Source organism: Enterobacter sp. JMULE2, from assembly GCF_013337145.1.
GTDB lineage: Bacteria > Pseudomonadota > Gammaproteobacteria > Enterobacterales > Enterobacteriaceae > Enterobacter > Enterobacter mori.
The window spans coordinates 16,880-31,222 of record NZ_SGWD01000012.1 but is presented as its reverse complement, the minus strand read 5'-3'; the positions used below and the strand labels follow the sequence as shown (position 1 = coordinate 31,222).

At 48.3% G+C, this 14,343-nt stretch carries 7 protein-coding genes and 1 pseudogene; 5 read left to right on the top strand and 3 right to left on the bottom strand.

The genetic code is table 11. The features are described 5' to 3' along the window. The first annotated feature begins 100 nt into the window (after window positions 1–100). The 5 genes from EXW94_RS11180 to EXW94_RS11160 all read left to right on the top strand — a co-directional run bounded on the left by EXW94_RS11180 (window position 101) and on the right by EXW94_RS11160 (window position 10,905). On the top strand, window positions 101–1,330 hold the full coding sequence (locus tag EXW94_RS11180) for a DUF6361 family protein (RefSeq protein ID WP_174340122.1): 1,230 nt from the start codon (window positions 101–103) through the stop codon (window positions 1,328–1,330). Further along, window positions 1,324–3,120 carry a phospholipase D family protein gene (locus tag EXW94_RS11175; RefSeq protein WP_174340121.1) on the top strand — a complete coding sequence of 599 codons (1,797 nt, stop codon included), beginning with the start codon at window positions 1,324–1,326 and terminating at the stop codon, window positions 3,118–3,120. Before EXW94_RS11180 ends, EXW94_RS11175 begins: the two co-directional genes overlap by 7 nt. Continuing rightward, complete coding sequence (locus EXW94_RS11170; protein WP_174340120.1) at window positions 3,110–6,259, top strand: helicase-related protein; 3,150 nt, start codon at window positions 3,110–3,112, stop codon at window positions 6,257–6,259. Before EXW94_RS11175 ends, EXW94_RS11170 begins: the two co-directional genes overlap by 11 nt. A gap of 157 nt (window positions 6,260–6,416) precedes the next feature. Then, on the top strand, window positions 6,417–8,252 hold the full coding sequence (locus EXW94_RS11165; protein ID WP_174340119.1) for a site-specific DNA-methyltransferase: 1,836 nt from the start codon (window positions 6,417–6,419) through the stop codon (window positions 8,250–8,252). A gap of 1 nt (window position 8,253) precedes the next feature. Then, window positions 8,254–10,905: a DEAD/DEAH box helicase gene (locus EXW94_RS11160; RefSeq protein ID WP_050862883.1), complete on the top strand. Its 2,652-nt coding sequence runs from the start codon at window positions 8,254–8,256 to the stop codon at window positions 10,903–10,905. Window positions 10,906–11,122: 217 nt separating this feature from the next. On the opposite strand, the gene istB is transcribed toward EXW94_RS11160, so the two are convergent. The 3 genes and pseudogenes from istB to EXW94_RS11145 form a co-directional block, all read right to left on the bottom strand. Then, entirely contained in the window at window positions 11,123–11,869 is a 747-nt protein-coding gene (gene istB, locus EXW94_RS11155; RefSeq protein ID WP_064575338.1) for an IS21-like element helper ATPase IstB, read from the bottom strand. 14 nt (window positions 11,870–11,883) lie between these two features. Further along, entirely contained in the window at window positions 11,884–13,425 is a 1,542-nt protein-coding gene (gene istA, locus EXW94_RS11150) for an IS21 family transposase (protein ID WP_174340118.1), read from the bottom strand. Between the two features lie 192 nt (window positions 13,426–13,617). After that, window positions 13,618–14,221: pseudogene (locus EXW94_RS11145) on the bottom strand (IS5 family transposase); the annotation flags it as partial. Window positions 14,222–14,343 lie beyond the last annotated feature (122 nt).

Genomic DNA, 14,343 nt, shown 5'->3' with positions numbered 1-14,343 from the left:
CTATGAGATATTTGTGTCGGCCTAAAACAGACGATTAACGAGCGGTTGGAATGTATGCAAAAGCAAGCAGCAGATAATAAATTAAACCAAGGAAATAGGTATGGCATCCGCGTTAGGTTGGCTTGATCATGATGCAAACGCACAGGCCAAAACGTTAAATATTCTTGCGCTCTTTCAACAAAAAGAGAGCCGAGATGAGCTGGGTATCGGCACTATCAGAGATAGTTTTGCTGAACAACTATTTCCAGGAACCAGCACCATTCAAACCCGTTTACGTTACATGCTTTTTGTTCCATGGATCTATCAGCGTCTCGAAAATAAACGCATATCCGCTGCAAACTTTGGTACCCAGGCCGCCCGTGACGAAAGAGCCTTAATTATCCCCCTCTCCAAGCTCGAAGAAGATTCGGCCGGTACATTTGGTAAAAACTCACGCGAAAAGCTTAAACGTCTGCCCAGTTCCGTTTACTGGTCCGGGCTACGTCGCTGGGGTATTCGCGAGATCCTGTGGTCACAGGAAGAATATCATCGACGTGTTGATGAACTTTATCGCTCACGCACGGAAATCAGTGAGCAGAAATATAAAGAAGAAAATCGTGGTGATATGGGCGACACCAGCTTGTACAAACCAGCCCAGAGCTGGCACTCCAGCCTGCCTGCGCCACCGCCCAATTTTCCTGATGATGCAACGTTTGCACTAACACGCCAGGAAGCCAGCTTTCTTCGCGACCGTATTCAATTGTCCTGCAAAGGCAGTCTGTTGGCTTGGCTGACGCTGCATAGCGAACCAGCAGATGTGAGTTCACCATGGGAACATCCGGATTACGCGAGGTTCCCAGATGAACTCAAGGAACTGCTGACTCACGCGCGGCTTTTTTCTTATACGATGCACGGCGCAGCCCTGCTTTATAACTATTTGCTCGCCAAAGAGCGTTCAGATAACGACCTTCTGTCTCAACACAATGACAACTTCCTCAACTGGTTTACTGCACTCCCACGCAAAGAAATCGGTACCTGGTCGCTCGGCCGTATGTGGGAACTCGCCGCCGAACCGGGCTATAGCATTAGCCTAAAAACCCGCCGCTTTGTGGAACAGTGGATTGCTCTTATCCGACAGTCCCCTGAGACATTACTCACCAGTAAAGAAGCCTGTGCTCTAATCCGTGCCCGCGAAATGACCCTCAAAGGCCCACGTTCGCGCTTCAAAAACAGACGCGCTCTGGAGCAATGGAGTGGATATGCCGGAACCCTGCGGCTGGTCTACCGCTGGCATAACGTCCAGATAATACTTAAGGATCTGGCGCACGGTCTCAGGAGAGAAGAATGCTAAACCCCAATAATCGCAGCTTATATACTTCGGCACTAACCTCTCCGCCCGGCATGGTGTTTGACGAAGCCATCGCCACCAGCTTCTCACTCGACCCGGTATTTTTACTGCAGGCGCCGGTCTATTTGGCGTTCACAGCGACTGACAGCAATCGTGCTCAGGATCCGCTATCCATTTTTGAAGCCATTCGTCGTTATTCCGAACGTATCACGGTGTATGTCCAAAAAGGGCGTATTCAAGTCCCAGCAAAGCTCAAGCCCAACCCCTTATTCGGCCTGCTTGAAGAGATGATTGTTGAATCAAAAGCCAAAGGCCGCGGAGTCTTTCACCCAAAAATCTGGGCGATTCGTTTTATCAATCCTGAAACAGACGAAGTGATGTACCGGCTGGTCGTACTGAGTCGAAATTTAACCACCGATTCATCTTGGGACCTCTCTTTGCAGCTGGACGGCTACCCCGTAAAACGTAAGCAAAGTGCCAATAAAACGCTGGTGCATTTATTCTCCGTACTGCCCAAACGGGCGACGGGAAAAATGGCGAAACATCGCCGGGAGCAGGCGCAGCGCTTTGCAGATGAACTGTTGTATGTGGAATGGGAATGTCCCGCAGGCTTTGATGAGGTTGCTTTTTTCCTGCCTGGCGAAGGATACGACTGGCAGCCACCCGAAGCGGATCGTGCGGTGGTTATCTCACCGTTTTGCACCGACGAGGCACTGCAACACATCGTAAAGCATTGCCAGCAAGCCGATGCGCTGATTTCACGCCCGGACACTCTGCTTACCTTGAGTGAAGAGACGCGCAGCCTTTTCACGCGTCAGCTTCACCTTGACGATGCCGCAGAAGAGCAAGCATCCGATGAGAGTACCCCTGACGACATCATCGCTTCCGGCCTGCATGCCAAAGCGTATCTGTTTGAAAATGGCCGGGACAGTGAGCTGGTTCTGGGTTCAGCAAATGCCACCAGCGCAGCGCTACTGGGGAAAACGAACTGCGAAATTTTAGTCTCGCTCAAAGGTAAGAAAAAGCACACGGGTACCATTGATGACCTTCTGAGCAGCGATGGAATGGAAAGCTATCTGCAAGATTTCGACCCTGCCCAGCCGTTTGAACCCGATATCCTGCGTGTAGAAGCCGAGTCCCATGCTGAACAGGCACGTGCGTTGCTCGCCGACGCCGCATTGACTCTTCACTGTCACCCCGGTGAAAACAACCAAAGTTGGGCATTGTGGCTTGTTGGTGAAATTCCTGAGCTACCGGGTATCGTGCAGGCAACTGCGTGGCCCGTGACGGTAGCTGACGGACTTGTCTGTAGCCTGCTGGACCAGGCCGATGGGAATAAAAGAGCACTCGGTGAGTTTTCAGTCCCGGCCATTACCGGGCTTACAGCGTTTTCCCTCAAAACATCGCACCCGGATGTATCGATCAGATTCGTCCTCAATCTGCCGATTGATGCCTTGCCCCCCGATCGCCACGCAATGATTTTACAAAGCAGCATGCAGAAACAGGATTTTCTGCGTTATTTGTTGATGTTGATAGGCGAGGCGGGACAGCAATCCTTCTTTGCCGAAAACGCCTTTGGCGATGGCCATTTCTTTACAGGGCTTGCCAGTGGCGAAGAATTTGCTGTACTGGAAGAGCTGACGCGTATCTATAGTCGTGAGCCTGAACGCTTAAAAGATATCGCCGCGCTGATTGGCAATATGCGCAAAGGACAAAGCGACATGATTCCGCAAGATTTTCTTGCTTTGTGGGCCGTATTTGAATCAGCCATGGGAGGCCGAAATGGCCGATAAGCACCCCAGTATTATTGCCCCGCTCACGGGATTGAAAGATTTTCAGCAACGCACCGTGAATTATGTTTTTCAGCAATTTTATGGTGATAAACAGCAAAATCGCTTTCTGGTAGCCGATGAAGTGGGTCTGGGAAAAACGATGGTTGCGCGCGGCATCATCGCCAAAACCATCGAGCATTTACAGGATAAAGTCGGCAGTATCGACATCATTTATATCTGCTCAAATTCGGCTGTTGCGGCGCAGAATATTAAGCGCCTGAATGTCAGCAATGAGGAACAATTTTCGCACTCAACGCGCCTGACATTCCTGCCAAAACAGGTACGGTCTCTGCGCAAAAACAGAATCAATTTTATCAGCCTGACGCCAAACACCGCCCTCGATCACACCCGCAGCCGTGGCGGTCATAAAGAAGAGCGCGCGATCCTGTATCGTATTTTGTACGATTTGCCGTTGGCAAAAGGCGAGCGTCGTGAACGTTTACGCTTGGGTATGCTTAACCTGCTACAGGCAGCAGCAAGCCGGTCTGGCTGGCATTCCACAGTTGACCAGCTTTCTGTCGACGACATTGACAGGGAACTGGCAAAAGATTTTCGTAGCAAGGTGTTAGACGATGCCAAACTGTACGCTCTGCTCAAGGAGGGGTGCGAGTATTTCGCCGACGACGACGAGGACAGCGAGACGCACGATTCTGAACTACGCTACACCCTGATCGGCAAACTCAGAAGCAAACTGGCCGCAGTGTGCTTATCCGCGCTGCAGCCTGATCTGGTTATCCTTGATGAATTTCAGAGGTTTAAAGCCTTACTCGATGGTGATGATGAAGCCGCATTGCTGGCAAAAGCACTCTTTGAACACCCCGGAGTACGCGTGCTCTTACTCTCTGCAACTCCGTATAAAATGTTCACCCTCGATCAAGAAAGCGAAGAGGATAACCACTACGCCGACTTTATCCGCACATTGCAGTTTTTGTACAACGATGACAGTCAAATCAAGAATATTCAGCAGCATTTGCTCAATCACCGTACCGCTTTGCACGCCTCAGTAAACGCAGAGGAGACGAAAAAAGCTCTGGAAAACGCTTTATTACAGGTTATGTGCCGTACCGAACGGGTAACGATGACAAAAAAGTTAGATGCGATGACGAAGGAAGTCTCACAACCAGCCATGATTACGCCCGCCGATCTTTATCACGCGGCGGCGGTTGATAGCGTCGCCATGGAAGTACAAGCTCGCGATGTCCTAGAATACTGGAAATCGATGCCTTATCTTTTCAATTTCCTGAAACATTACGAATTACGTACCCGTATGGATAAGGCACTGGAATCGCCTTCAGATGCATTGCGTAAACTCGTCAAATCAACAAAACCACAGTTGCTGACGAAGGCAAAACTGGAGCGCTACGAGCCGCTTGATGCCGCCAACCCACGTATGAGGATGCTGTTTGAAGACACGCTGGATAAAGGCATGTGGCAGCTTTTGTGGATGCCTCCTTCTCTGCCTTATATGACACCAGACGGGGTATATGCCAACAAAGGCAACCTAACCAAAACGTTGGTTTTTTCCGCCTGGAGTGCAGTACCCAATGCGATTGCCACTGTCTGCTCTTATGAAGCCGAACGACGAATGATTGGCGCTGCTCCCAAGATTCTGCACAGCCAGTTCAAGAAAAAAGTAAAACCGCTGCTCAATTTTGCGAAATCATCAAAAGATGGCCGCCTCAACGGGATGCCCGTTATCGCCTGGATGTTGCCGTCACCGACTCTCGCCTGCCATATCGATCCACTTGACATTGCTCGCCAGCATGCTGGCGAGCCGTTGAGTGTAAAGGCAGTAAGGGCGATTGCAACGGCGAAATGTGAAGCGCTGCTTGAGACACTGGGTAACGGTGAGCCGGGTGCGCGTGCGGACGAACGCTGGTACTGGGCAGCCCCGGCGTTACTGGATGCCCAAACCGAAACGCCAAATTGGTGGCATGGCGAACATTACTGGTACAACGGGCCAACGAAAAATGAGCCCGCCGAAAACTTCCAGGAACATATCAACCTGTTTGCCCGGATGGCAAATGGCGAGATCCCCCTCGGCCCACGCCCTAACGATTTGGCCGAAGTTATCTGTGACTTAGCTCTTGCCAGCCCCGGTACGTGTGCCCTACGGGCGCTAAGCCGTATCGACACTGGCCTGGCAACCGATTCGGCAGAGATGTTGTCCGCCGCAGCACAGATCGCTTCTGGATTTCGTTCGCTCTACAACCTGGCAGAGAGCATTTCGCTTCTACGCGGCACAGGGGATGACACTTACTGGCGGCTGACGCTGCGTTATGGCATCGATGGCAACATTCAGGCCATGCTGGATGAGTATGTTCATACGCTTCTGGAGTCAATGGGGTTACAATATGAACCCGCCGAAGCGCAACTGGCGGCTATTGCATCCCGTATTCAGGCAGTGGTTTCACTGCGAACCACACAATTGAACGTTGATGAGCTCAAGACGAAAGGCGGTAATTATACTTGGAGCGATTTGTATACGCGGTGCCGCTTTGCCTTACGCTACGGCCAACTGCGGGACGACACGGATCAGGCCGTCGCTCATGCAGAGTCGGTAAAAGATGCGTTTAACTCCCCTTTTCACCCCTTTGTATTGGCTTCCACTTCAATCGGGCAAGAGGGACTCGATTTTCACACCTGGTGCCATGCAGTGATGCACTGGAATCTTCCATCAAACCCAGTCGATATGGAGCAGCGTGAAGGACGAGTACATCGTTATAAGGGCCATGCGGTAAGGAAGAATATTGCCGAGCATTATGGTTTGAGTGCACTTCATTCGCTGGCAGAACGTGCAGATCCATGGACACAGCTCTTCGCACTTGCGACAAGTCAGCGCAAAGCGGGACAGTCGGATTTGATTCCCTACTGGATTTTTGAAGAAGGAACCTCTCGCGTCGAGCGCCGTGTTCCCATGCTGCCGTACAGCAAAGAGAGCATTAAGTTTAAGCGGCTCAAGCGAGAACTGGCACTCTACCGGATTGTCTTCGGCCAGCCGCGCCAGGAAGACTTGCTGTTCGGCCTGAAACACAATGGCGATGAGTCTTTAACGGATTTAACACAGTGGCTCATTTCTCTTGAACCACCAAAGGTGTGATCCACTGAAGGTATCCGCCTCCTTTTGTAGCCATAAGGTTAGTTGGTCGGAGAGTTACCGATAAGACTATCCCTTTATGATAGGATGTAACCTAACAAAACCAACCAAGCTAACTAACAGAATTTAATCATTAGAATTAGTAAGTTAAGGAATATGTATGCCAACTTTGGATTTTAAAGGTAAGCAGTTTGTTTATTCCCATCATCTGAGCGTACCTTTTCGCGAGTTAAAAGTAGAAACGGATAAATCTTTACCACTAGAAGGCAACTCACCTTCACTCGATGACAACCTGATCATCCACGGTGACAATCTAGAAGCCCTTAAAGCTTTGCTGCCAACCCATGCAGGTAAGGTGGACTGTATCTTTATCGATCCGCCTTACAACACGGGTAATGAAGGCTGGTGCTATAACGACAATGTACGCTCACCGCTCATGCAAGAGTGGCTTAAAAAATCAGCAAATCCTGTTGATAAAGAGGATCTAGAGCGTCATGACAAGTGGTTATGCATGATGTGGCCTAGGTTGGCTCTTTTGAAAGAGTTGTTGGCTGATGAAGGCAGTATTTGGATGACTCTGGATGATAATGAGATCCACAGAGCCCGCTTGCTTTTTGATGAGATATTTGGTGAAGACAACTTCGTTGCTTGTTGTGCATGGGAAAAAACCTATACACCTAAAAGTAATGGTAGGGTTATCAGTACGGATCATGATTATGTTTTAGTTTATTCAAAAACATCGCAGTTTGTCGATCATGGTTGGAATTATCTTGCTAAAAATGAAGAGCAGATCGGTCGCTATAAGAATCCAGATAATGACCCTAATGGGCCCTGGAGAACATATCCGTTGGATGTACGTACGGAAGATAGCGAACGTCGAGAAAAATATCGCTATGAAGTTACATTACCATCAGGGAGAGTAGTTAAACCAGCTAAAGGTAGGCATTGGGCTTTGCCTGAACATGAATTTATACGGCAGATGGACGCTGGCGAAATTTATTTCGGTAAAAAAGGTGATGCAATGCCGACGAAGAAGGCTTATTACGACCCAAATGAAGATAAGGGAGTAATAGCTCGCAGCTGGTGGACATATAAAGATGTGAAGGGTAATCAAGACGCGAAGAAAACTTTGCTCGATATATTTGGTGATGTTGAAACAGATTTTCTTACACCAAAGCCATATCAGTTGATTCAGAGGGTATTGGAAATAGCAACAGATAAAGACGCTGTAATTTTAGATTCTTTTGCGGGTTCAGGGACTACAGCTCATGCGGTTCTAGAGATGAATAGAATTGATGGCGGAAATCGCAAGTTTATTCTAATCGAGTGTGAGGATTATTGTGATCGCACTACAGCAGCTCGTGTTCGCGGAGTCATAAAAGGTTATTCTTTTAAAGGTAAGCAAAAAAAAGAACTGCTTACTGAAAAAATCACTTGGTCAATATTTGAGAAAAAACATACCGAGTTACTTGAAAAAATCGCTAAAGTTGAAGCGAAGCATAATAAAGAATTCGATAAGATAAAAAAAGATCTGAAAGATGGCGTTCTAACTGTTACCGGTGAGCGAAAAATCGATGAATTTGCCCCAGGTATTGGTGGAAGCTTTACCTATTGTACCTTGGGCGAGCCCATTCAAATTGAAACTCTATTGACTGGCGAAAAAATGCCATCATTTGACGCATTGGCACGTTATGTATTTTATACTGCCACAGGACAATCCTTAGAAACTGTTGCGAAAGCCTCTGCTGATGGTTTTATCGGTGAAACAGATCTCTTCCGTATTCACTTATTCTACCGTCCTGAAAGTGAATGGCTGCGCTCTAATGAAGCTGCACTTAACGCTGACAAGGTTGAGATTATCGAAAAAAATAACACGACGAAAAAACGCACTATCGTTTTTGCTGTCGCTAAGTTTATGAGCCAAAAAGACTTAACTGAAAAACGTATAGAGTTTTGTCAGTTACCATACGCCATCCATCGGATTATGGGGGCATAACATGGAGTTAAAAGACTATCAAAATGGTGTTCTGGACAAGCTTGATTACTACCTGAAAACTCTGTCAGAAAGTAAAGAAGAAGCGGAAGATTTTGTTGCCTTTCAAAAAATGAAGGGTAAAGACGCACGCATAAACGACTACGCCAAAGACGCCTGGGAACAGCTAGTACAGGAACGCCGAATTGATTTACTTAAAGATAAAAGTGGTCATTTTGTGCCTGCGCCATATGTATCAAGGTTCGATGGTTTAGAACAGCCTATCCCTAATGTATGCCTTAAAGTACCGACTGGTGGTGGTAAAACTTTATTAGGTGTGGCGGCGATTGAACGACTGCAAACTGACTTATTTACGCAGCAAACGGGCATGGTGCTTTGGGTGGTGCCGTCGGACGCCATATACAAGCAAACATGGAAGCAATTAGCCAATCGTGAGCATCCTTATCGGCAAATGCTAGAACGTGCTTCTGGTGGACGAGTCAAAATGCTCGAAAAGAACGATGCGTTTACAAAGCGAGACATTGACGAAAATCTTTGTGTAATGCTGTTAATGCTGCAATCCAGTGCACGCCAATCTAAAGAAACACTCCGTATGTTTCGTGATAGCGGTCGATTCACCACCTTTTTCCCTATTGAGGATGATACGTCGGCTAATGAAGCATTACTGACTCAAATTCGCAATTTAGACTGTAACGACCTCTCTGATTATGGCTGGCAGGAAGGCATCGCGCCAGGATCTGTATCAGTGAAGCAGAGTTTAGGCAATGTATTACGGTTAGTCCGTCCAGTAATTATCATTGACGAAGGTCATAAGGCATACAGCGACACGGCTAGAGATACACTTTGCGGCTTTAATCCGAAGTTTATTCTTGAACTATCTGCTACCCCTAACGCAAACGGCAAACACCATTCGAATGTATTGGTCAACGTATCGGGGCAAGCCCTGAAAGATGAGCAAATGATTAAGTTGCCAATCAACTTAATTAATGAAGATAAAAGTGAGTGGAAGCACACTTTATTGCTCGCACACTCTAAGCTGAGTGAACTTGATCGCGATGCTCAGCAGTTTCAGAACGAAACAGGTCGTTATATTCGCCCTATCATGCTGATCCGTGTAGAGCGCACAGGTAAAGATCAGCGTGATTCGGCTTTTGTTCATGCTGAAGATGCGCGTGAGTATCTGATGGATAAGTTGGGCGTAAATGAAAATGAAATCCGCCTGAAAACGTCAGACAAGGACGAGTTAGGTGATGATGATTTGCTCAGTGATATGTGCCCTGTGAAGTACATCATTACAAAAGATGCATTGCGTGAAGGCTGGGATTGCCCCTTCGCTTATGTGTTGACAGTATTATCTAAAATGACAGCGAGAACTGCGATTACGCAAATGATTGGTCGGGTACTGCGCCAGCCGCATGCGCGTTTAACGCAAAAACCAAGCTTAGATGAATGTTATGTCTACACCTTTGATCAAGACGTAATGAATGCCGTTGCGGGTGTTAAGGAAGGTTTAGAAGAAGAAGGTATGGGAGATGTGGCAAATCAGGTCAAAGCCTCTGAAGCTAATAAACCTGCCACAGCTGTAAATAAAGAAATTTTATTGCTTAGAGAGCGTTTCCGCTCTTTACCTAAAGTATTTTTACCGAGAGTTTTACATCGAGATAACCGTTGTGAAGACGGCTACCGATTATTCGACTACGAGAGAGACATTTTAGGTGGTATAGATTGGGAGTCTTTATCATACCTTAATGCCGATAATTTTCAGTTAGTAAATGACAAGTTACAACGTACCATTGCTCGCATCGACTACAAAATGTCAAAAGATAACCAAGGTGAATTGGATTTAGCTGACCCAGTGCAAGAAAATATAGTGTTTGATGCCAGTGTGGGATTGGATATCCCCTATATGGTTCGCCAGCTTACTGATGTTATCCCCAATCCGTGGCAAGCAATGCGGGTATTAACCCACACTTTAGACATCTTGCGTGATAATGGCGTCAGTGAGGAGTCGTTGTTCACCAATCGCCTTGAATTGCTCAAGGAAATGAAGCGTGATATTAAACAACAGGTTGTTCAATTGTCGGAACAAATCTTCAGGACCAAGTTGGACAAGGGAGATATTTCTCTTCGATTACTTGCATCCGACAATGACAAACTTAATTGGGAACTGGCGCAAACGTTAGAAGTAAACGTCACGGAGCATGAGCAAGTGCTTCGTCGCAAAGACGGGTCCGAGCTAGAGAGAAGCTTGTTTGAAAAAGTGTACCAAAATGGGCTTAACAGCCTGGAGAGAGAAACTGCTTGGTATTTGGATAAACAAGAATCAGTGTATTGGTGGCATCGTATCGCGGTCAATCAACGCGAATACAGTCTTCAGGGCTGGCAGAAGCAGAAAGTTTACCCTGACTTATTGGTGTGTGTCGAAGAGCCTAGTTCAGGCAATTACCGTTTCTCAGTACTGGAGACTAAGGGCGAGCATTTGAAAGGGAATGATGACACTGAATACAAACGTCGCTTATTTGAATTGTTGACCGAACACGTCAAAACGGCGGTGGATACGGGAGAACTTACTTTGGAAGCGGCATCTGGTGGTATTTCATTCCGCATGCTCATGGAAAACAGTTGGTCGCAGGAAATTGTGCATGAATTGAACTAATTATCAATCCAGTTAAGGTTGTACGTCCTTCAACTTTCACGCTCCTCCTTAAAAGAGGAGCGAAGCTCAAATGGGGTGTCAAGTTTATGAGTAGGAAGTTGAGTCTGCCGATACCTTACCCTATGAAACTGTTGCATATTACCGTGAAGGAGATCGGTGAGTAACATCGATGGAGATCGGTTCGAGCCACTTTCACAGAACCATTTTTAAATTAACTTCACTGATCTCCTTCGGTCAACGAGGTTTGCATTTTTCGCATTGATTCTCCTTTAAGTTCTATCTTGATGCTCCCATGTACCAGTCGATCCAGGATGGCATCCGCATGCGTTGAGTCCCCGATCATTTTGTACCAGCTTTCCACCGGCAACTGGCTCACGACGATGATTGAGCCTCGCTGGTACATCAGATCCACTATTTCCAGTAGATCACTGCGTTGTTCTGACGACAGAGGCTCCAGCCCCCAGTCATCCAGAAGCAGCAGATCGCTGTGATTTAGTTTTGTCAGCAGTTTGCTATATCGTCCGTCTGCATGTCCCTGGTAGCACAGCTCCATCAGTGCTTTCAGACGGTAGTAGTAGACCTTGTATCCCTGTCGGCAGGCATTATGACCTAGCGCACAGGCCAGATACGTTTTGCCACTGCCTGTTGCGCCAGTCAGCAACAGGTTTTGTTTAAGACTCAGCCAGTTTCCCTGACCGAGTGAACGGATGAGGGCCTTATCCAGGCCCCTGCTGCTGCGATAATCCAGTTTTGATAACTCGGCGCTGAGTCTGAACCGCGCCTGTTTCACCAGACGCTCTGCTTTTCTGTTTTCGCGACAGGTCAGTTCTTCTGATGCCAGTAACGACAGACGTTCTTCGAACCCCAGTTCCTGGTATGCACCAGGTTGAGCGATCTGGTTTTTTAGCGCATCGCGGAAGCCGGTGAGTTTCAGTTCCGTCAGTTGCTCGTAAAGATGGTTCATTATTGGCTTCCGTATCAGTGGTAATATTTGCTGCCGCGAACGTTTTCATGTTCCAGCGTTGATAGCAGGTCTGGTTTGTTTTCAGGAACAGGCTGTTTATCAAGGCCTTTTTCCAGGATCGATTTTATTCCCGCAAGTCGCCATACCTGAGTTTTTAGCGCACGGGCACATGCTGCGTTAAGTCTGGCTTTGCTGTATTTCTTGTGCAGGTTCAGAAGCCCCAGACAGAACCGATAGCTTTGTTCCGGATGGGGTCGTGAGTTCAGGATATGAAGGACGTAGTCATGGGTTTCACTGCCAACCCGTGCAGCCCACTCCAGAAGTCGCTCCGGTGTCCAGGTGGCGTGCTGGCGATGAGCCTCCGGCATATGCTCTTCACGGGTGCTGTAGCCGTAGTTGCGATTGCGGGGATGTACTGCAACTTCCTGCCCCTGATTGAACAGCCTGACCAGCTCACCCGAGACCCATGCTTCCAGCTGTAAGCCCAGCAACGAACAGGGCACCGAGTAATAATGTTTGTCGATCTCTACGTGGTAATCTGCATGGACTCTGACTTTTTTCACCAGGGTGTAGCTGTAACTGGCCTCAGGAAGTGGCTTCAGCTCCGGTTTATCAAGCTGGATGAAGAGATCGGCCCGCGAACATCCCAGTTTCTGCATGACCTTGTTATTCAGCCTTTCCAGCAGTTCCCGGATCCGCTGATTCAGTGATGCCAGACTGTAGAAGGTCTCATGCCTGATACGGGCCATGATCCAGCGTTCAACAACCTGGACACCTACTTCAGCTTTGGCTTTATCTTTCGGTTTACGCGGCCGCGCGGGTATGACGGCAACATTGTAGTGCTCAAGCATCTGCTGGTAGGTTGGGTTGACGTCAGGATCATACTTACACGCCCGTGACGTGGCGCTTTTCAGATTATCCGGAACAACAAGCTCAGGAACACCGCCAAGCCACTGGAAGCAGCGAACATGGCTCATAACCCAGTCCTCAAGCTGCTGGGACCAGGTGGCCTCTGCCCATGTGTAACTTGACGCCCCGAGAACGGTCACGATGATCTGCGCGGTTCTTATTTCCCCGGTATCAGGGTTGGTAATGTCAACGGTTGGCCCACAGTAGTCAACGAAGAGCTTTTCGCCAGCTTTATGGACCTGGCGCATCGATGGCGAAGTGGTTTTCAGCCATTCGCGGTACATCCGGCAGTAATGGTTATAACTGTAAAAACCGCCAGGGTTGCGCTCACTATACTCTTCCCAGAGCAGTTGCAGCGTCACGCATTTATTACGCAGCTCTTTGTGCACCGTAGCCCAGTCTGGCAAGGAATGCTTCTTCATCTTCACCTGCGTCTGAAGGAACGCATGCTTTAGAGCTGCATCATCCCATTCTGCAGGCAACGGCCACTGCTTTATACCAAGCTGAGCCGCCCGGTTGGCATACCGGGATACGACAGAGGGGGAGATCGCGAGACTACGGCCAATCTGACGATGGCTGAGTCCGGCACCATATTTAAGTCTAAGTATTTCCTTTAGTTTTCTCATAGAGATTGGAACTGCTGGCATAGGTATCCTTCGCCTGGAGGGTAAAGGATACAGATAAACACACCTGTGATGCTCCAATAACATTGATGGAGATCACCGAATAACAAAATGAGCCAAAAGTGATCTCCATTGATGTTATTCAGCGATCCAGCCAAATGTTATCAACCGTACTTCGGTAATGTTATTGGGCGGTCTCTGTGAGTGGTAATACGCATGCGGCTCGTAGCGGCGGCTCTGCAGATATGTTTTCAGCCAGCCTGCATCGTAACCTTTGTCCAGGCAGAGTCTGAGTTTTTGCCCCGGACGACCCGTCTGAAGGGCATCGAGCGTATCCGCAACCAGTTTGATGTCGTGCGTGTTCGCTGCTGAGACAACCAGCGACAGAGGAAGCCCGCTGGCGTCCGTCAAAAGGCTGCGCTTTACGCCTTGTTTCCCTCTGTCAGTGGGGTTACGGCCTGTTTTTTGTTCCTGACAGCGACGATTTGGTCATACAGCCGTCCATTGACAGCCAGGACCAGTCAATGCTGTCCAGATGCCCGCAGGCAAGCAAACCGTTCTGCCAGAAGCGCTCGAAGACTCCGGCATCGCGCCATTCCTGAAAGCGCCGGTGTGCAGAACTCGATGAACATATCCCGGTGGCGTTCAGGGCGTTCCACTGGCAACCGGTCCTGAGGACGAAGAATATGGCGTCCATGGCAGCGCGGTTATCAACGCGTTTCCGGTGCGTACCGAGTGGATGGCAGGTTTTGTGCTCAGGGATAAGCGGTGCCATTTTTTCCCAAAGTTCATCGCTGATCCGCCATTTGCTGCCTGTCATCTTTTCACCTTCAGAAATTATCAGTTACGACATTCTGACAATCCTTTCTGGGATAGGTTCTTAATTAATTTCCAACTTTAACTCCTACTAATCTTTGCAATCCGCACAGGCTCGCCGCTCAA

Coding starts and splice junctions, on each gene's coding strand:
- EXW94_RS11180 (WP_174340122.1), top strand. CDS start 101: ATGGCATCCGCGTTAGGTTGGCTTGATCATGATGCAAACGCACAGGCC.
- EXW94_RS11175 (WP_174340121.1), top strand. CDS start 1,324: ATGCTAAACCCCAATAATCGCAGCTTATATACTTCGGCACTAACCTCT.
- EXW94_RS11170 (WP_174340120.1), top strand. CDS start 3,110: ATGGCCGATAAGCACCCCAGTATTATTGCCCCGCTCACGGGATTGAAA.
- EXW94_RS11165 (WP_174340119.1), top strand. CDS start 6,417: ATGCCAACTTTGGATTTTAAAGGTAAGCAGTTTGTTTATTCCCATCAT.
- EXW94_RS11160 (WP_050862883.1), top strand. CDS start 8,254: ATGGAGTTAAAAGACTATCAAAATGGTGTTCTGGACAAGCTTGATTAC.
- istB (WP_064575338.1), bottom strand. CDS start 11,869: ATGAACCATCTTTACGAGCAACTGACGGAACTGAAACTCACCGGCTTC.
- istA (WP_174340118.1), bottom strand. CDS start 13,425: ATGCCAGCAGTTCCAATCTCTATGAGAAAACTAAAGGAAATACTTAGA.